Genomic DNA, 20,515 nt, shown 5'->3' with positions numbered 1-20,515 from the left:
ACCAGTGTCCGCCAAAGTACGATATTGGGTTATTTATGAGCAATTAGCGTACTCAGTGTCCGTCAACGGAAGTTGGTGGTCGTGAGTTGTGAGTACCGCATTTAGTGCATCATCTAGCACAGTATCCAATACAGCTCCGCGAAAAAAGCAGCATTCTTAAAGGAAAAAAAAGGCCCCTACCAGGGCCCCATTATCGAACATTCTATCTTTAGATTAACAAGCCATTTTATGAGAAAAAGTTAGGAAGATATTTCTTGTGTGCTTCCAGCATTTCGTCTAAGATTACTTTCGCTGTGGAAACAGATGGGATGAGCGGATGATGTGCTAATGCCTGAAGTGCTAATCCCCGATCGCCACTTACCGCTGCGTCGATAGCAGTGCTTTCGTAAGTTTTAACAGCTTGTAATAGACCTATAATATGTGCAGGAATATGCTGAGGAACTAAAGGAATAGGTCCCAATGCAGTCACAACACAGTTTACCTCGATGCTAGCATCCGCAGGTAAGAAGTCAAACACTCCTCCGTTAGGAACATTCAGCGTCTGGATATCATTACGTCCAAGATATAACGACTGCATCAAGTTTACCGCGGCCTCAGAATAATAAGCTCCACCACGTTGTTCCAATTGTTTCGGTTTGTCCTCAAGGGTTTCGTCTTTGTACAGTTCGAATAGTTCTTTTTCAACCCGGCTTACGATATCAGCCCGAGTTCCATCTTCTTCTAACGATTTCTTCATCTCTTCGAACATCTCTGTCATCATATAGAAGTATCTGAGGTAATAAGTAGGTACAGCGCCTAATGATTCTAGAAATCCAGGTTCCCAACCAAGTGTAGGGACGTTTTTAGCCGAATACTCTGCTTTACCACCCAACAGTTCTGGTAGTTTTTCCTGTCCATCAACCAAAGCCGACGTTACCCAGTGCAAGTGATTGATACCGACAAATTCTGGTAAAACTTGTTTCTCATCAACACCATAAGCTTCAGCCAAAAACTTCTTAAAATTAACTGGTGAATTACAAAGTCCAACGGTTTTGACACGGGAATATTTGGTTACCGCTTCAGTAATCATCCCTGCTGGATTCGTAAAGTTAAGCATCCAAGCATCTGGCGCTAGTTCCTCGATATCACGGCAAATATCCAAAATGACCGGAATTGTTCTTAAAGCCTTGAACATGCCCCCTGGACCTGTTGTCTCTTGTCCAATGACACCATGGGAAATCGGAATATGCTCATCCAGTTTCCGTGCTTCTAGTAGACCTACACGCATTTGTGTTGTTACAAAATCCGCTCCCTTGATTGCAGTGCGGCGATCCAATGTAAGATGAACTTCCATTGGCAATCCAGATTTACGAACCATACGCTTCGCTAGATTTCCGACGATCTCTAGTTTATGTTTTCCTTCTTCGATGTCGACCAGCCATAGCTCGGAAATTGGCATGTCCTGATAACCTTTTATTAGTCCTTCTACCAATTCAGGTGTGTAAGATGAGCCTCCACCAATAACCGTCACTTTAATTGCTTTTTTTTCACTCATTGTTCGATATCCCCTTTCAATTCAGAAAATGAAATTTCTCTTAAATTGTTCATGACATCAGGACTCGCCTCATAATTAGCACAATCCATTGCACTTAATACCGCTCCAGCTACCGGTTCCATTGTAATCCGCGTTACCTTCACTTTAGGGGCCGTACGTTTTACTGTTTCCTCAAGTGCGTCAACCATTGTCGTGTTCTGACTTTTGGCGAGTATACTTCCGCCCAGAACTACCTCAAAATCATCATCTTGCATACCGAGTCTCTTAATCAGCGCCGCTACAGCGTTACCATGTTCGGAACCTTGCTCGGTAAGAATATCAATAGCGACTTCATCGCCCATATCCGCCGCCTCAAATATCAACTTGGCGAGATCAAGCGGAGGACGATAATTGTCGTCCAATGCGGCATCTAGCATCTGTGGTACACTTTCGAATCCAGCTGCCTTTGGCACGATTTCACTCAGTACGGTTTTCGCTCCGCGCCCGTCCCAAGCTCGAATAGCCGAACGGAAGGCAAAATTGGCCATATCTCTTCCAGAGCCTTGTCCATCTCCAAATAAAAATCCGAATCCACCATATAATAGTTCTTCCCCAGCCCGATTACGTGCTGCTGCGTTAAAACCGGTACCGCTTATGACGACAGCTCCAAATGGGCTTTTTGTTCCAGCACGCATGGCGATCATTGTATCGCATGCAATAGAATATCTGGGGAACCCTAGTTTGGCTATCATAGGTCGCAGCACTTTATAATCCGGCTCACGATCTGCCCCTGCTAGCCCAAAATACGTATAAGTTAAATCTTCAGGCGAAACACCTGCCTCATCAAGTGCTTGTTTACAGGCTGATGCTATATTCTTCTCCGCCTGTAGCGGATCAATTTGGTGATTTCCATTGCCACTAGCTCCGCGGCCAAGTGCCTCACCCTTTTCATTTACTAGCAAACTATAAGTCTTACTGCCTCCTGCATCTACTCCAAGAAAAAGATTCACTTACGCATCACTCCTTCTACTTAAGAATACAAAAAAAAGACCTTGCTTTCTTCTGCAATAGTCCTCTCTTCTGATACTATCTTACTAATTTTTAATTCCCGCGAATTTTCCGCAACAGACCCGTTGGAGATACTCCCACATGTTGTAGGAATAAACGATTAAAATTAGATAAATTACGGAAACCACTGGATTCGGCAATGTTAAGAATACTCTGTTCACCTTGCGTAAGTAGCTCAACCGCGTATTCCAACCTAAGTTGAACTAAATAATTCATTGGGGAAGTACCCACAATCTGACTAAATAGAGCACTAAACCGAGACGGACTCAAATGGATCCGGTCGGCCAACTCCTTTAACGTCCATGGATATGACAGTTCCGCCTCCATGACCCCGATCACATTTCGTATCTGCTCCAAATGCTTGGTATTGGCTCGTGACTTTTCCCCTTCTTCATGTAGGAAATAACGGTTAATCTCTGTGAGGAACAGCAATAACAAACCATGAAGTGCTGAACTATAGCCACGCTGAGTAGCCTCGTATTCCTTACGCATATCCGCAATATACTGAACCAACGCGCTACTTCGAGAATGCTGGTGAGAGATCTGATTAGAGAATTGTGGACCTGTTCCTCTGAATGGGAGTAGGATTTCATGATCATATCTTTGCTCGGATACAAGCAGAGAAGGTTCAAACATGACTATGACCATTTCTAAGTCTTTACCTTCATATGCCCGGTGCAAATCATCGGAATCAATTAAAAATAAATCTCCCTGCTCAAAAGGATATTCTCTGCCGTTTATAATATAAATTCCGCTTCCCCTCGTGATCCAATTAATCTCCAGCGCTCGGTGCCAATGCAATCGCTGAAATGAGGGAGATACTCCCTCTGTCATCGACACAGACATCGGAAACAAAGCAGGAAGTTCAATATGATCACGTTGTATGGATGAAGGAAATGATGATTTCATCAAAAGACCTCCCCTTGAATATGCCTGAGACGACCTAAAATCGACTCACCCGTTGTATTTTTCACTCCTTTATTGAACCATATCGAGCGATCGTATTCTACCCTTACCAGCCTACTTGTGCAATCTGATCAAGGCCAGAAGGTCCTAATTACCTGTTCCTGCTCATCTAGGGTCAACTTACCGAGCGGTTCTCTGCAATATCCAGCGTTAATTCCTTGGCGTGTTAAAATAAATTTGATCGTCTTGATCGCTCCGATTTGGAATATTAGATTGATTTTTTCACTTATTTTCTTAAGTTCGATAGTCGCCTGATCCCTGTTCTGATCATCAAGCAACTTTATGATATGTCTCATTTCCTCCAACATAATGTTCCCCATGATGCTCGTGATACCTTCATAACCTTTTTCATAATAATCAATAATCGAAGCATCGAATCCGGAAAGAACTTTAAAGCCCTCCCCCAGCTGCTCTTTCGTAGACTTCACATGATCTGGGTTTCCAGCTTCTTTCAATGCAACGATTTGCGGGAATTCATGAGTTAACTTCAATAACGTATCTACTTCTAAATCAAAGCCATTACGGGGCGGATTATTATATAGCATAATAGGTAATGTTGTAGCCTCACATACCGCTTTAACATAGTTATAGACCTCAGCTTGGGTAGGTCGTACATAAGGAGGAAAGCCCAGCATAATCGCATCAAGCTTTGCATGCTCCGCTTCACGCGCCAGAATAACCGCATCTTTAGTCACTGTGGCGGCAACTCCCCCGTATAAGAGCAAATTACCCTGAGCATGCCGTTTCGTTTCGTGATATAATTCCGCTCTTTCCTGGATCGTCATGGAGTGCTGTTCCCCCGTTGAACCACTTATCAACAAGGCTGGAGCCTGTTTGCTCACATAGTAATCAACCAGCTCTTGAATACTTCCCTTGTCCAAGTCACCATCTTCGTTAAACGGCGTAACCATTGCAATGCTATAAGATAAAAATGGATTATATATCATTCCGCACTTCCTTTCCATATTAGTTAGAATATCAAATTATGTATCCCTTTTCATAGCTCAAAACCAAAATCAGTGGTTGACTTCGCTAAATTGAGTCGCTACGGGTTCGGAGGGTTCTTGCGATCGCTGTTAAAGCCCTATTTCTTGATTATAAAAGGATTATTGGTCGAAATAGTGCTTTAAAGGCGAACACTACCGTTTCTTCAGAATCCCTCCGACCCTTCGCTCTGTTCGCTCGTACAATCAACCACAGATTTCTAATTTGAACCCTTTTTATTGTAACAAAAAAATCACCGCATTTGACTAGTGAGTCAAAATGCGGTGATCTTCTATTCCTCAGCTAATTAGATCTGCAGATCATAGCGGAGAGGACGGAATTGTCCTGAAGAAGCGGAGCGGTCGCCTTTGCCTCCGAATTTATACTGCTCTAAGCAATATATTCAATAAAATTCGGAGGCAACAGCGATCGTAAGGATAATCCGTCCTCGCAGCGGCCTGTTGAGCCTAATTACACCATGATTTTGCAAATATCATTAGTAAACTCAACCGGATCCTGAAGTGGCAATCCTTCAATCAGAAGGGCTTGATTATATAGAAGAGCTGTATACAGACCCAGCTTTTCCTTATCCTTCTCGAACGAATCTTTTAAGGATTGGAACACAGCATGATTTACATTGATCTCTAATACCTTACTAGCCTTCACATCTTGGCTGTTCGGCATAGCATTTAATATTTTCTCCATCTCGATCGTTACTTCACCTTCAGTTGAGAGGCATACCGGATGACTCTTTAAGCGTTTGGATGCTTTTACATTAGTGACTTTATCAGCCAATAGAGTTTTCATATAATCGAAAAGCTCTTTCGTTTCGTTCTCTTCGGACTCCGATTTATCAGCGCTCTCGTCCGCTTCAATTCCCAAATCGCCACTTGATACGGATTTAAACTCTTTATCTTTGTAATTCATAATCATTTTAATTGCGAACTCATCAATATCATCAGTGAAGTACAGAATTTCATAACCCTTTTCGGTTACAAGTTCAGTCTGTGGAAGCTTATCAATACGCTCCATCGATTCCCCTGTAGCATAATAAATGTATTTCTGATCTTCCGGCATTCTAGATACATATTCAGCTAACGTGACCAACTTCTTCTCCTTCGAGGAGTTGAACATCAATAAATCCTGCAATTCTTCACGATGGCTTCCATAATCGCTATAAATTCCGTATTTCAATTGTCGGCCAAAGGATTTGTAGAACTGCTCGTACTTTTCTCTCTCATCCTTTAACATACTTTGCAATTGACTCTTAATTTTGCTCGAAATGTTCTTGGCGATCATCTTCAACTGTCGATCATGCTGCAACATTTCACGCGAAATATTCAGTGATAAACTTTCCGAATCGACCATCCCTTTTACAAAACTAAAGTAATCAGGGAGCAAGTCAGAACATTTATCCATGATGAGTACGCCACTTGAGTACAATTCCAATCCCTTTTCAAATTCCTTGGAATAGTAATCGAACGGAATGCTTTCTGGAATATATAAGATGGCTTGGTATACTACCGCTCCATCGGCGTTAATGTGGATATGTTTGAGCGGTTTGTCATAACCGTAATGTTTCTCAGCATAGAATTTCTCATAATCCTCAGTCGTGAGTTCGTTTCTATTCTTTCTCCAAATCGGGATCATACTATTGACATGCTGTTCTTCCTGATACTCTTCGTATTCACTTTCACTACCTTCCTTCAAACGCTGTCCGGTAATGTCCATTTTAATCGGGTATCTGATGAAATCAGAGTATTTCTTAATAATGGACTTCAATCGGTACTCGTCCAAATACTCATCATAAGATTCATCTTCGGTGTTCTCTTTAATCTTCAGTACAATTTCTGTACCCACCGAATCCTTTTCGCATGGTTCAATCGTATAGCCATCTGTACCTGTGGATTCCCACTTGTATGCGACATCGCTGCCCAACGCTTTACTCGTCACTGTAACAACATCTGCTACCATAAATGCCGAGTAGAATCCTACACCAAATTGACCGATAATATCATGACCGTCTTTCGATTCATTCTCCTTCTTGAAAGCCAAAGATCCGCTCTTAGCAATAACTCCAAGGTTATTCTCTAATTCTTCTTGGGTCATACCAATACCGGTATCACGAATGGTCAAAGTTCTGTTTTCTTTATCAGCACTTACCTTAATATAGTATCCATCACTGTCAAAAGCCAGATTCTCATCGGTTAAAGCTCTATAATAGATCTTGTCGATAGCATCACTGGCATTTGAAATCAGCTCTCTAAGAAATATCTCTTTTTGTGTATAAATGGAATTGATCATCATTTCTAATAATCGTTTGGATTCAGCTTGAAACTGTCTTTTTTCCAATTGGATCTCTCCCTACAAAAGTTTATTTATGCCATCTAATCCTGTTTATCTATTCCAGATTAGCACTCTTGTCCTCCGAGTGCCAACCTATATTTTTTATAACACTACTCAATTTCAAAGTCAACCTGGGTACACTGGATCCACCACGAGGTTGAATATAAGGATCTATATCGTTAGACTATTACATAGGATTGTTTATCTATAATAAGATGAACTACAGAACGTAGCACAAGTAAACCTGAGGGGAGAATTTACATGCCGAGCTTAATTTTAGAGGGTGGAACCCTGCGTCCCATATTCAGTGCTGGTGTAATGGATGCACTGCTAGAGCAGGATTTGATGTTCCCCTATTGTATTGGTGTATCTGCAGGAATCAGCAACGGATTTTCCTATATTTCCAAACAAAAGCGTAGAAATTTAGAGATATTAGAGAAATACCGTCATGATAATCGTTACATAGGATACCAAAATTTTGTGCGTTGCCGGAGCTTATTTGGTTTGGAGTTTGTGTTCAAAGAGATCCCCGATAAACTCATTCCATTTGATATGGATGCATTTCGTAGCTACGATGGACGCCTTCTAGTTGGTGTGACCAATGCACGAACCGGATTACCTGAATATATGGATGGAATGGAAACAGAGGAGCATTGGAATATGCTCCGTGCCACCTGCGCACTTCCCGTATTCTTCCCTGTGATTGAAATGAAAGGGTCTGAATATTATGACGGGGGATTATGCGACCCGATTCCTATTCGCAAATCTATTGAAGACGGTAACGACAAGCATCTCATCATCTTGACCCAACCAAAGGGTTACACCAAGCAATTCAGCAAAAAAAATGCCCTGATCGGGAAGCTATTTAAACGTAAATATCCTCTGCTTGAAGAAATCTTGTTAACTCGTCACGAGCGATATAATGAAACGGTGAAATTTTGTGAACAGCTTGAGCAAGAAGGTAAAGCCATCATCCTTCGTCCTGAGCAACCTCTTGAGAGCTTTGAGAAGGATATTAACAAACTGCGCGACTCCTATCAGCATGGGTACGACTTAGCCATGAACAATATGAACGAAATTCGCAAGTTATTTGTTTGATAGATACACGAATAATCTCAATCTACCAACTCTATGACGCTATAATTTGAAAAAATGAAAATATTTGTCTATCTGGCTTTGTGCACACCATTAGTGAACATGCTATAATTATGGTTGCATTTACTAGGAGTGAATACAACCGTATCTCACTTAAGGAAAAATAATAGTGGGATTTGAAAGGGGAGCCTGAGGATGTTTGCAAAGCGACTGAAGCAGTTGCGTAAACAGAGGAAATTAACCATGCAGGAAGTGGCTGATTACGTTGGGGTTGCAAAGAGCACTTATGCTGGGTATGAATCTGGATACCGTGAGCCCACATTGGAATCCATTCAAACGATATCTCGAAAACTACATACTTCTGCGGATTACCTTCTCGGGCTCACTGATTATCCTGAGCCATCAGCTGAACTTAATCATAATGCAAAAGAATATCTAAATTACGAACAGCTCCACTGGGACGGGGTTCCTTTGGAAAAAGACGATGTAGAATTAATTCGTATTTTACTTGAACGAGTGCTCCGTGACCGAAACTTTCCAAAGGACGAATGATTTACCCACCCATTATTTCCTTCAACTTCGCTTCTGACTCCTCCTGAAGTTTCACCCTTAGATCATTATAAGTTTGCTTCCATTGCTCAACAACACTAAGAGATACCTGATCATTTTCTGCGGTTTGAATAAGCTCTTGAAAAGTACCTTCACAGGTGGATTTTGCAGTTGCAAGCTCCGTGTCCAAATTATCTCTCCAAGCTAGTACAACACGGGGATCTTGCTTATCCATCTGCTGAGCATTACTTTCCGCTTTACTTAGAACCACCTTCGTATCCTTCGTACACTTCCCTTGAACATTTGTAAATTCTTCTTCGTATTTTTCGACTTTGGATACTACGGGAGACGTTTGAGTAGTACTTGATGAACCCGTCTCTAAAGGTGCCGAGGAGTTTGACTCTGTTGGACTTTGGTCCTGTTCGTTAGGTTTCACCGAGACTAAGGTTTCTGACTTGGTTGAACCTGACTCGTTTGGTTTGGACGAACTATTTGTTTCCGGCTTCATTGAACTAGATGATGTATCTGGTTTCCTCGTATCTAGCGTATCCGAGTCGTTTATTTTCCCTATCTTAGGGACAGTTGTTTCCTTTTCCTGAGTTTGAGATGATGCTTCTTCTTTGACTACAGATACAGAGCCATCAGAGTCGTCAGCGACATCAGCATTTTCACCCCCCAAATCAGCTGCCTCTTCTATTGTTTGTAACGCGTCACCTGTCTCTTCATACGAATTATTATCAGCTAGAAGCGGCAGCCCTTCTTCCCCTTGTGAGATTTGCTGGCCCTGATCCTGTGCACTGGCATTCACCAATTGATTCTTATTTGAAGACTCCTTCCAATACAATCCTCCCCATACAAAAAGCAAAATTATTGTGATACACGTCAAGAGACTAACCGCAACATTCGGTTTATAGAATCGACGACGCCTTCTCTTTCGGATACGTTGTTTTCCCATGTGATATCGAAACCACCTTCCAAATATTTTTCTCTCTAATGTCCAGATTAAGCGCACTATAAGGACAAGAAATAAGCCAGCCCTTCTAACTCCAAAGAGCTAAGAGAGCTGGCTATGCATTTAAAACTTCATTAAATCCTTGAGAATTAAGTTTGTCATCTGAGTAACTTGATTCTTCACATCCTTAATCGCTTTATTCTTGATTGACTTCGATACATCGATTTCATTAATCTGATCATAACTATCATTTCCAGCTTGAACAACATCAAGAATCAACTGTACTCTTTCTGAGTCATTCGTTGCAGCTTGAAGTCTCACTTTGATATCGGCAAGCTCAACTTTAAGTGACTTGATGATATTATTAATCATCGCTTCAGGGTCTACCACTCCATTAATAAGCGTAATCTCTTGCTCAAAGATTACCTTCGAACTTCCCCCTAAGTAGTTAACCAGCGAAGCTTGAATAACAGCGGTTCCTTGCTGTACCTTTTTCGAAATGGATACTTTGCCGTTCGAATCCACCTTAACATCCTTACTTCCGGAATCTTTCTTCCATTTCACGCTAGAGGATGGAATTTCTACGCCTAGAACCTTCAAAGTATATTGATGCTGACGTCCATTATCCGTAATCTTCACACTCGATTCCGTCTCGGTACGGATATATGCTGCACTCAAAGCTTTAATAGCCTGCTCATCATATTTGAGTTTGTTCTTAAATTTCTGTACCACGGAAGCTACATCAACTGGTTTAGCACCAAGATTATATAGCACCTCACTTAACACATAATTATCCTTATCAGCTAGCACTGCTGCCAAGGCGTTTGACTTCACCGTCTCCAACCCATTTTTATTACTTAATACCTTAGCTAACTCTTTGGAGCTCATATTCGCTATGGTGTCATGTACTCTTCCTTGGACTCCTTTGTTGCTACCACCATCACCAAAGAGCAAGATCAGGAAATCATCTATCTTAAGATTAGAACCCCCACCCGCATCCGTTATCGTATCCAGTGTTGCTTGAAATTCTGAATTAGACAAAATGCTCTCGAGTTGACTAGCCTCCACATCATATGGAACAGACCCAACTGCTTTGATAATATTAAACAACCCCATCTTCAGTTGATTCTTATCAACGGAAGCCGGAAGCTTGGCCGCGATAGGTTTCCAAATCGGATCAATTAATTTCTGGTCCTTGTTGAAATTAAGTCCGATAAGCTCATCTCGAAGCTTCTTAACATCTTTGACATCAGAAGTACCACCTTCAATAAGTGCGTTACGCAGCGTATTCATTTCCTCTAGGAATAACTCCACTGGGAATACATTTCCTTCTTCAGCAGCAGCCGTTAGTGTAACATCACGTTCGAAAATTACCTTCCCTGCTCCGCCGTAAGGATTAATGAGCTCCGCTTGAATAACGGCCGATGCACTTGCAACCCTTCTTGGGATTGTAACAGTACCATTTGGCAATACATTTACATCATCACTTCCGGAAACTTTTGACCATTGAAGTGCTATAGCAGGAATATCCACCCCCAGCACCTTCAGGCTGTAAATGTGCTGACGACCATCCTCACTTTCGTTTACAACCTCCGACGATTCTGAACGCATATAAGCAATTGTCATCGCATGAGTAGCTGGCTCTATATTTTGCAATCTAGCTTGGTATTTCAATACTGTGGAGCTTAGCTCTAGTGACGTAATATCTAGTTTCGCTAGAATTGAACTAAACTTATAAGCTTCTGTTTCACTAAGCAATTGATTGGTTGCTTGTAGGACGATTGCGGTTATGGCTTGGTTATTTCCAAGCAAACCTATTAACTCAGAAGAACTCATGCTCGCAAGTAAATCTCGAACAGTTCCTTCGATCCCTTTGTGAGAATCGCCATCGCCGAACATAAATAGTAGGAAATCATCCATTACGATATTAGCATCTCCGCCTGCTGCCGCAATTGCCTTCAACGTAGCACGGAATTCAGGATTTGTCCGAATTGCCTCGAGTTCCGATGCATTTGGATCGTATTGAAATGAGCCTACAGCGGTAAATATTTGGAACAAACTTGCTTTTAATGCATCTGGGTTTACGTTCGCAGGTAGTCTTGGTTCAACTTTCGCCCAAATCGGATCGATTAATGCCTGATCCAATATTGGATCTAACCCTGCGATTTCATCTCGTAAATTCTGGACATCTTGAATATCCGCCTGATCTCCTGCTGCAAGCGCTGCATGCAGCTTATTCATCCGCTCTAGGAATTGCTCCGCCGGAAACACGGTTTCTTCCCCAGGAGTAGTGGCATCACCCAATGTCACTGCCTTCTCAAAAATGACGATGCCCTTTCCTCCATACGGATTTATTAGCTGCGCTTGAACAACAGCCGTACCACTTTCTATACCCTCGGGAATAGTAATAACTCCGTTTGATGCCACTGTAACACTTTCGTCTCCAGATATTTTGCTCCATTTCAGCACGAAGGAGGGTATATCTACTCCAAGTGCCTGCAAACTATAGATGTGTTTACGACCATCCTCACTTATCAGTACTGAGTCCTTAACCGATGCGCGAACATAAGCCATGGTCAACGCATTAATAGCTCGATCACTATTCTGGAGCCGACCTTGAAAATAATTCACTAGCATCCTGACATCAGCAGGAGAAATATCCAACTCATTCATAATCAAACTGAACTTATATGCATCTGGATCACTAAGAACCTTATCTGTTGCTTGTAACAATACCTCCGTAGTAGCTTGGCTATTCCCAATTAAACCAATTAATTGGACTAACTGCATGTTCTCCAATAAGCTACTTACCGTTCCTTCCAATCCCTTGAGGCTTCCCCCGTCACCCAACAGAAACACGAGAAAATCATCTACACCAATATCTTCATGCCCACTGGCTGATGCGACAGCCTTCAGCGCACTGATAAATTCAGGATCTGTTCGTAAATTTTCCAAATCCGATACGGTTTGAAGTGAACTCGCCGTCTTGATGAGACGTATTAAATTCTCCTTTAGCTCCGCCCGATCAACAGATTCAGGAAGACGTGCGCTGACTTTAGCCCAGAGCGGAGAAATCACGTTATAATCTTCGGGGGTCAAACTGTACGCACTTATTTCATCACGTAGATTAAAAACATCCTGTAACCCTCCCGGATCACTTGCAAGAGCCGCGTATAATTCGTTTAATCGATCAAAGAAAGGAGTACGCGATTGTTCGAATTCAGCAGCGTTCGCCGTTTGTGTCAAATTGAGCTTCGAAATCAAGCCTTGTTGGCTTAGTGGTAATGATCCAACTGAAGCTGCAAACAAGGAGAGTACAAGTGTGGATACGATTACCTTTTTTCTAAAAACCTTCATCTCGTTCACCTCAGGTCATAAATTTGAAATACATTTAGTTCGTGTTCAAAAGAAAACTTATTAGGCTACCGCTTATAGGACAGGTACTTTTTGTTTGACTCCTTGATTTAGGTTAGGACGACCAACCGAATAATAAATAAAATCAGTGTCAATTAAATCCTCTTCTTTAAACACATTACGTCCATCAATTAGAATGGGTTGTTTCAATACCTTTTGCAGTTCTAAGAGATCAACTGATGCAAACTCTTCCCATTCCGTCAATAAACAAAGGGCGTCAGCATCTTGCGCCGTTTCCAGTGCTTCATTGCACCAAATAACATCACCTTTTCCGAATAGGGATTGAAAACTATGCAGGGCAACCGGATCATACGCTTTTACAATGACCCCGTGATCAACCAAATACTGAATGATTTCTAAGGCTGGCGAATCGCGAACGTCATCTGTATTCGGTTTGAATGCCAACCCCCATATTGCAACAACCTTTCCTTGCAGTTCGCCATCAAAAACAGTCTTAAGCTTCCGTATAACATTGAATCGTTGATCCTGATTCACTTCCACAACCGAGCGAAGCAGTTTAAATTCGTAATCTACATTTCCAGCAATTTGAATAAGTGCACTCGTATCCTTTGGAAAACAAGACCCACCATAACCAATTCCAGCTTTCAAAAAGGACGGACCTATTCTTTTGTCATAGCCCATACCATCTGCCACCTGGGTAACGTCCGCTCCAACCTTTTCACAAATGTTAGCTATTTCATTAATGAACGAAATCTTCGTTGCCAAAAACGCATTGGATGCGTATTTAATCATTTCCGCACTACGGATATCTGTTACGACAATATTCTCTGTAAGAGGTTTATGAAGCTCTACCATGATGGCTGCCGCACGTTGGCATTCCGCTCCGATGATAATTCTATCGGGTTTCAGCGTATCCTGAATCGCCGAACCTTCTCGCAAAAATTCAGGTAGTGAAATGCTATCGAAGGGCTTATTGGTGTGTAAACGTATTAATTGTGCTAGTCGCTCGTTTGTTCCAACGGGTACTGTGCTTTTCACGGTAATGATCTTATAGCTATTCATTGCTTCTGCGACTTCAATTGCCGCTTGATTGATATAGTCCAGATTTGCCTCACCGTTGGGCAACGGAGGTGTTCCAACGGCTAGTATAATAATGTCTGAATGGATTACCGCACTGGATAAATCAGCAGTAAACGCAAGTCTACCCTCTTCACGATTAGTCGCAGCCAATTCCTTCAATCCCGGCTCATAAATAGGAATTTCACCGTCATTTAACATGTCAATCTTGCGAGGATCATTATCTACGCAGATCACATGATTGCCTAACTCCGCATAACAAACACCCGATACAAGTCCGACATATCCCGTTCCGATCACCGCAATGTTCACTCTCAATCACTCCTTTTTTGAAATCCGCTCTTTAAACCGTGCACAGTTGCATAATCTCGTTCCAATCAAAAGCAAGCCTCACGATATCCTCTTCTATTAGTTCACTCCCGGTCTGCACTTCGATAATGTCCATTTCCGTCATAGCCCGAAGGCTATGTCTGCTATCTCTCGAAATGACTAAGACATCTCCAGATTTCACTGGAAAATGTCTGCCGTTTAACACCATCTCTCCGTCACCAGCAACGACTGTCCATACTTCATCCCTTAGCAGATGATATTGATAGCTTAAGTTCTGTCCCGGTGTAACACAGATTCGCTTGGTTAGAACCTCGTTACCGTTTGGATATTTTAAATAATCGAGAACCCGGTAACGGCCCCATCGCCGTTCCTCGTACATCGGTCGCTGATCTGAATATTTCATAACCTCTTTGATCATCGGGCTTGATGCCTTGTCCGATACTAGAATGCCATCTGGACTAGCTGCCACGATTACGTTTGGTAAATTAAGCAATGTAATCGGGATATCAAGTTCATTGATTACATGCGTATTGTGACAATCTCCACTCATGATTCCTTTTCCAATCAGCGAGGTTTCGATTTGCTCGGTCAACGTATTCCACGTTCCGAGATCCTTCCAATCACCATCAAAGGGAAGCGCAACAATATGACTCGCCTTCTCCACAACCTCGTAATCAAAACTGTTCTTTGGCAATCTGCCGTATTGCTTCGACATCTCATCGAACTGGATGGGAAAATCATTTGCAATCAAAATATCAATCAAAAAATTCAGCTTAAAAGCAAAAACACCGCAGTTCCAAAGCGCAGCCTGACTTATCATGGCTACCGCTTCTTCCTCGCGGGGTTTCTCTTTAAAACTATGAACGGTTACAAAAGGCTCATTCCCCTTAGTACCGCGACTCGGAACAATATATCCATATTTCTCCGATGGATACGTTGGCTTCACTCCCATGAGTGCCAAATCTGCACCCGATTCGTTAAGAACCAATTCAAGCTCCCTCGTTTTGTGGAAGAATGCTTCATCCACGTATGGATCTACTGGCATGACAACGATGGTCTCATTCAGGCTTACGTCTTGCACCGAATATAAATAGGTAGCTGCCAGTGCTATAGCCGGGAAAGTATCCCTTCTCTCAGGCTCTACGATAACTTCAATCTCGCTTCCCAGTTGGCTATGAATCATTTCAACCTGCGCTTTGCTTGTCCCAATGTAAGCATGTTCGCGAAGGCCTGCGTTATCAATTTGCCTCCAAACCCTCTGCACCATTGATTCCCGCTCACCCTTTTCATTTTCCAGCACCTTCAAAAACTGTTTGGAGCGCGATTCATTTGAGAGCGGCCACAGACGTTTGCCTGATCCTCCCGACAAAAGTACAATTTTCATGATATCCTCTCCTCAAAAGTTTTGTGAAACAAAACTTACTTCGTAAGCATGACCTAGTGTATTTCAAAAGCTCAGCTTAGTTTTATGAGTTCCCCACAACTAACTGAGCGGATTCGATTCCACTGGTCCATGTATAATAGTAGTTGGAATTTTTACCGTATGAATTATCGAGCAAGGTGTTAGGCTTGTCCATCAGGCAGGATAAGATATGTCCATGTAACCTAGAGGTCTGCACATTGTGGTAGCCGCTAAAACGTTTAACAGCTTTGCCTACAAGATAATCCGTATACTTACCCCAAATTGCTTGCATTGGCAGCGGGTTACTACCTTTTCTCATCGCACTTACAATCATATTGATCGACTTTTTCTCGACTCGATTGTACAATGAGGTCCAATCTAAATAGTCACCCCGGCCAGACAACTCAAGCTGCTCTTGCTGTCTTGTCTTTTCAATATCTGTGCGGAAGAAATACAGTAAATCCTTACCTGGACTGCTTTTTGGCAAAATCGGCCATAATTGGTGAGCCATATCTGGTGATAAATAAACACTAATTTCATAAAATTTGTTCGATGCTATTTCATGGGACAAGGTGTCTCGGACATAAAGGTGGAGATCCTTATGCTTATTGAATATGTGAGCCGTTCGATCGAATTCTGATTCTTCTTTATAGAAGATCGTTTGTGGCAGAATAACAATCCGATGGTCAGGATAGTCCGCAACAATCTTCTCACGAAGCTTCTGGTGTGCGGGATACAGATCTCCGAAATTACCTCCACCATGAAGGACAATAATGTGATCCCTCGGTATGACCAGCTTATCGGGAAAATCTAGAACGCTATAACGGGCTTGAACCCTTATATCATAGTCCTTGAAGAATGCCTCCGTGCCTTTCATAATCAACAGATCACCTCCATTGCTATGAACAGGATAATCAATATAATAAATACTTGACCCTGGTGAAATCACGTTCAAAATGATGCGAAGTTGATCTTTCAAAACATCCATTGGATGAATGTTCGATTTCATGTGCATATCAGTGAGCTCCTTTTCTTTTTCTTAAGTCTTTAATACGCTCGAGCAAAAAGTGGAAATCTTCCTTATTAAATAGGATACTGCTCATCTTCATCTGAAAGACGATCCTCATCGATGCCATCGTCACCAACAATCGGATTATCGCGCCAATGAATAAAGCTAGTGCGATCCCGTTCAGTCCATATAGTGGGGTAAACACGAAAAATAACCCAATCGTTACTGCCAGCGCAATAAGCTGCCGAACTAGTACTAAACCGGGTCTTCCCATCGCATTAAAAGAAGAGGCCAAAATCCAAGACCCCCCACCAAGAATACATTCTATGGACAAGAGATAAAAAGCTCCACTCGCTTCTAGGAAAGGTGCGCCAAACAGTATTCCCATCAGATAGCGGCCGATGAACATACTCGGAACAACAATAATCATCATCAAGATCATAGATAGCCTGAACGCTCGACCAACCGTAACCATGATTGTATCCTTATCCATACCGGTTACCTTTGGGAAAATAACGTTTGTAATCGCTGTTTGCACAACATTAAACACACGGGATAGTGCGTAAACAACGGTATAGAGGCCCAAGTCTCGAGCGGTTAGCATCGACAAAATGATGAGTTTATCGAATTGGGCGTACAATGTCCCGAGTAACTCAACTCCAAATACTTTACTCCCATATCCGAATAGTGCCTTTGCCGCTGTTCGATTCCCCGAACCCTTGAACCAATCAATTTTCAACGCCTCTCTCATGCTATACAAGGCCCAAGATATAACAAATACACTGGTCAAAAGAAATACCAGTGAAGCATGGTGAATACTTAAGTTACCAACGGCCCAAAGCACCAACAATCCAATTAGATTGATCAAAGGAAAGTATAAACGTACACCGTTGTAGACGTTAAATTTACCTGTGCTTTGCGCAAGTGCTGAGATTAAATTTACTGCCAGTAATATAGGCAACATCAACACCGTATACCATCTTGCAATTTGAATAATTGCTTCAGGGTAATTTCCTAGCCATACCGGCAGCCAAATCCAAGCGATAACGCCAACGACCACACTAACAGGGAGTTGAAACAGAAAACCTGCCCTTACGAAATCTGCTTCATTACCTCTGTTTTGTTTGATGTTATATATTAATGAAGTAGGAAGACCAAACCCAACCAGACCGGCCAGCAAAGTTGGCCAAAATAGAATAGCTGAGAACTCACCTTTTCCAACGACTCCAAACATACGAGCTGTTACGATCGAGGTTAACGTGCTTACAACCATGACCAAGAAATTGGTTGCACTCGTACGAAGAATCGTTTGAAACAAACCGTTGCCACTCCACACTTTTTGAAAGGTGAGCTGTGTCATAATGTTGCCTCACCCCCTACTGTTATAGCGTAGGATGCCAACAAGAGATCCATTGCGGTAACAAATTTTAATGACCTGGCGGATAAATGTTTTAAAATGAAAGATAGACAGTAGCGCAGACGCAATGGCCTGCATCATACGTATCGAATGCTTCGTAATCGCTATAAGGCTAGTATCTTGACGTTTGACCGCATCACTTACTCCCTGCCAAAATATCCGTTTCAGGAACCATGACTTCGTCGTGCGCTCTTTTGCGATTTTGTGCTCTACCTGTGCGAACGGCGTATAGTACACCTTGTATCTTTCACGCAGTCTTGCAATCAATTCACTTTCTTCGCTCGATAGTAAATTAGTCCCTACCCGACCCAAATCTTCGCGAAAGGGCTTGATATCATTGAATACATCCCGCCTGAAGGCAACGTTAGCACCATAAGGAATGAATGGAGTCGGCATTTCCTGTACTTCATTTGAATAATTGAGAATTGTGAACACAGAACGATGTTCTTCTGGAATCCAATCCGGTTCCTGGGCTTCCCAGATCGGATCGATCCTACCACCGACACACCCGATCTCTGGATTACTTTCAAAAACGTCCACGATTTCATGAACCCAGTCTTGGGAGGCAATTGCATCGTCATCCAGAAATAAAATGTACTTGCCGTTCGCCTCTTTTATCGCCCGATTCCGGGCAACCGATAATCCAAGCTTATGCTCATAAATATAGCGTATCCTTGATCCAAAGCGTCGCCTTAAATCGTTCACCACTTCCGTGGTTTGATCAGTTGATCGATTATCTACAACAACTATTTCGATTGCTTCTTTTGCATAACTCTGTAACATGACACTCTCAATGGCTTCGCCCGTATCCTTCGCCCGATTATGGGTACATATGGCTACCGTTACTACTATATCCATCGTTCATCCCCATCCTTGATAAACGTTTTTAACCTGCTGCGCAATGGCGCTCCACTCCAACTCTTTCAACACTTCTTCATATTTGGGTGTATTTTCTTCTCTCTTTACATTCAAAGCTGCTTTCATCGCATTTTGCAGTCCATTTCCATCCGCTGGTTCGTAGCTCACAACCATATCTTCCTTGAAATATTCATGAATGAAGTCATTGTCTGGCATGACGATCAACTTCTTAAAGGACAGTCCAAGTATAGCTGTACCGGAAGTCGTAATTTCTTTGTAAGGCATCACCATGACATCCACTGCACTAATTAGATCAGCTACTTCTTCATTCGGTATGAAGCGTAGATCCATCACTATATTCTGGTTATCCTTAACGCTCTTCAGGTATTCAAGCATCTCTTGATCTGCCTTACCCGCAATGATCAGATACGTTTGTCTAGTTTTCACTGCATTAAAAGCTTCGATTAAATCTTCAACACCTTTATATGCTTTAATAGCTCCCAGAAATAAATAGACATCGGCATCATCATTAATGTTATATAGTTCTCTGATATTCATGCCCTTCGGCTTGTACACACCTAAATAATGACCATGCTTCACCACGAACAATTTGCTTGCTGGAACACCAAATTCGCTCATAACTTTTGACTTGATAGAATCAGAGGCTACGATCAGTTTGCTGCAAAAGCGACAAATTAGCGACCGCATGAAGCGCTCCATGCCTATAAACTTCATGTGATGTGGGTACAAATTATGAATGGTCCATATCAACTGAACACGTCTCAATTTTAAATACACCATACTGCAAATGAAGAAGAACGATTTCACGATAAACAATAGCAGATTCTCATTTTGATAGGCATGATGCATCCAATGAATGTGGACAACGTCTCCCGTTTTTACTCCGCCTAACTTAAGCATTAGTTTGCCATGTCTCAAATCCACAATATCCATACCTGCTCCACTTAGCGAATCGGATAGTAAATCATTATAGAAGTTCAATTGACTTGATTTCGGCCACATCCATACTTTCATGACATTACTCTCCCTAACTTTTCTCTCGAATCAATTCCACCGGACATCCCTTTTTATCACCTTTGCCGGTGTCCCCCCTACAAGCGTATATGGCTCCACATCTTTCGTCACAACAGAACCCGCAGCAACTATAGCTCCATTACCAATGCGAACTCCTTTTAAAATTATAGATTTACATCCGATCCAGACTTCATCACCAATCACAATAGGTTTAGTAGATGACATTGTTCCTTCCATCTGATGATAATCCGTGTCTGTGATGACTACGTCCCATGAGATCGCACAATCATTGCCGATCTTAACGGATGCCATAGACATGATCTCTGTCCGGCGGTTAATATACGTTCGATCACCAATTACAATCTCAGCTCCAGGTTTATCTAAATAGAAATTTACTTGGTCATAGAGCATCACCCTATCTCCAAAAATTAATTTCGAATGTGGACTCCTTGAAATGACATGTGAACCTGATACTTGTAGTCTCGAACCACTTTGAGTGGCTCTGAGTCTAAACAATCTACCTCGTAGCAAGCGATAGG

16 protein-coding genes are annotated in these 20,515 nt (G+C 42.1%); 2 read left to right on the top strand and 14 right to left on the bottom strand.

Features of this window, described 5'->3' with window-relative positions:
- Positions 1–226: 226 nt before the first annotated feature.
- The 5 genes from NST85_RS10250 to htpG all read right to left on the bottom strand — a co-directional run bounded on the left by NST85_RS10250 (position 227) and on the right by htpG (position 6,883).
- A complete protein-coding gene (locus tag NST85_RS10250) occupies positions 227–1,534 on the bottom strand; it encodes a 6-phospho-beta-glucosidase (RefSeq protein ID WP_127194715.1) in 1,308 nt (435 codons plus the stop codon).
- On the bottom strand, positions 1,531–2,523 hold the full coding sequence (locus NST85_RS10245) for an N-acetylglucosamine kinase (RefSeq protein WP_127194716.1): 993 nt from the start codon (positions 2,521–2,523) through the stop codon (positions 1,531–1,533). The genes NST85_RS10250 and NST85_RS10245 overlap by 4 nt, the downstream gene beginning before the upstream one ends.
- A 91-nt stretch (positions 2,524–2,614) precedes the next feature.
- A complete protein-coding gene (locus NST85_RS10240) occupies positions 2,615–3,490 on the bottom strand; it encodes an AraC family transcriptional regulator (protein ID WP_341189224.1) in 876 nt (291 codons plus the stop codon).
- A 128-nt stretch (positions 3,491–3,618) separates the two neighbouring features.
- Complete coding sequence (locus tag NST85_RS10235; protein WP_341189223.1) at positions 3,619–4,494, bottom strand: dihydrodipicolinate synthase family protein; 876 nt, start codon at positions 4,492–4,494, stop codon at positions 3,619–3,621.
- 508 nt (positions 4,495–5,002) lie between these two features.
- Positions 5,003–6,883 carry a molecular chaperone HtpG gene (gene htpG / locus NST85_RS10230; protein WP_341189222.1) on the bottom strand — a complete coding sequence of 627 codons (1,881 nt, stop codon included), beginning with the start codon at positions 6,881–6,883 and terminating at the stop codon, positions 5,003–5,005.
- Between the two features lie 255 nt (positions 6,884–7,138).
- Here htpG and NST85_RS10225 point away from each other — a divergent pair, with 255 nt between their 5' ends.
- Positions 7,139–7,975 carry a patatin-like phospholipase family protein gene (locus NST85_RS10225; RefSeq protein WP_341189221.1) on the top strand — a complete coding sequence of 279 codons (837 nt, stop codon included), beginning with the start codon at positions 7,139–7,141 and terminating at the stop codon, positions 7,973–7,975.
- A 192-nt stretch (positions 7,976–8,167) separates the two neighbouring features.
- The gene (locus NST85_RS10220; RefSeq protein WP_127194720.1) at positions 8,168–8,524 is read left to right on the top strand and encodes a helix-turn-helix domain-containing protein; all 357 of its coding nucleotides are present in this window, start codon (positions 8,168–8,170) and stop codon (positions 8,522–8,524) included.
- A gap of 1 nt (position 8,525) precedes the next feature.
- Here the strand turns inward: NST85_RS10220 and NST85_RS10215 are convergent, their stop codons facing one another.
- From NST85_RS10215 to NST85_RS10175, 9 genes are all read right to left on the bottom strand, one after another.
- Positions 8,526–9,476 carry a hypothetical protein gene (locus NST85_RS10215; protein WP_341189220.1) on the bottom strand — a complete coding sequence of 317 codons (951 nt, stop codon included), beginning with the start codon at positions 9,474–9,476 and terminating at the stop codon, positions 8,526–8,528.
- Positions 9,477–9,596: 120 nt separating this feature from the next.
- A complete protein-coding gene (locus tag NST85_RS10210; protein ID WP_341189219.1) occupies positions 9,597–12,830 on the bottom strand; it encodes a hypothetical protein in 3,234 nt (1,077 codons plus the stop codon).
- Between the two features lie 72 nt (positions 12,831–12,902).
- Positions 12,903–14,237, bottom strand: a complete 1,335-nt coding sequence (locus tag NST85_RS10205) for a UDP-glucose dehydrogenase family protein (RefSeq protein ID WP_341189218.1) — start codon at positions 14,235–14,237, stop codon at positions 12,903–12,905.
- Positions 14,238–14,268: 31 nt separating this feature from the next.
- Positions 14,269–15,639, bottom strand: a complete 1,371-nt coding sequence (locus tag NST85_RS10200) for a sugar phosphate nucleotidyltransferase (RefSeq protein WP_341189217.1) — start codon at positions 15,637–15,639, stop codon at positions 14,269–14,271.
- 82 nt (positions 15,640–15,721) lie between these two features.
- Positions 15,722–16,666 carry a polysaccharide pyruvyl transferase family protein gene (locus NST85_RS10195; protein ID WP_341189216.1) on the bottom strand — a complete coding sequence of 315 codons (945 nt, stop codon included), beginning with the start codon at positions 16,664–16,666 and terminating at the stop codon, positions 15,722–15,724.
- A gap of 7 nt (positions 16,667–16,673) precedes the next feature.
- Positions 16,674–18,026 carry an oligosaccharide flippase family protein gene (locus tag NST85_RS10190; RefSeq protein WP_341189215.1) on the bottom strand — a complete coding sequence of 451 codons (1,353 nt, stop codon included), beginning with the start codon at positions 18,024–18,026 and terminating at the stop codon, positions 16,674–16,676.
- Between the two features lie 9 nt (positions 18,027–18,035).
- Complete coding sequence (locus NST85_RS10185; RefSeq protein WP_341189214.1) at positions 18,036–18,941, bottom strand: glycosyltransferase; 906 nt, start codon at positions 18,939–18,941, stop codon at positions 18,036–18,038.
- A gap of 3 nt (positions 18,942–18,944) precedes the next feature.
- A complete protein-coding gene (locus tag NST85_RS10180) occupies positions 18,945–19,976 on the bottom strand; it encodes a glycosyltransferase family 4 protein (RefSeq protein WP_341189213.1) in 1,032 nt (343 codons plus the stop codon).
- 30 nt (positions 19,977–20,006) lie between these two features.
- Positions 20,007–20,387: an acyltransferase gene (locus NST85_RS10175; RefSeq protein ID WP_127194757.1), complete on the bottom strand. Its 381-nt coding sequence runs from the start codon at positions 20,385–20,387 to the stop codon at positions 20,007–20,009.
- Between the last annotated feature and the right edge of the window lie 128 nt (positions 20,388–20,515).

The sequence above is a fragment of the Paenibacillus sp. FSL K6-2524 genome (genome assembly GCF_038005525.1).
In the GTDB taxonomy this organism is placed as follows: Bacteria; Bacillota; Bacilli; order Paenibacillales; family Paenibacillaceae; genus Fontibacillus; species Fontibacillus anaericanus.
This window is presented reverse-complemented; position numbering and strand designations above follow the sequence as displayed.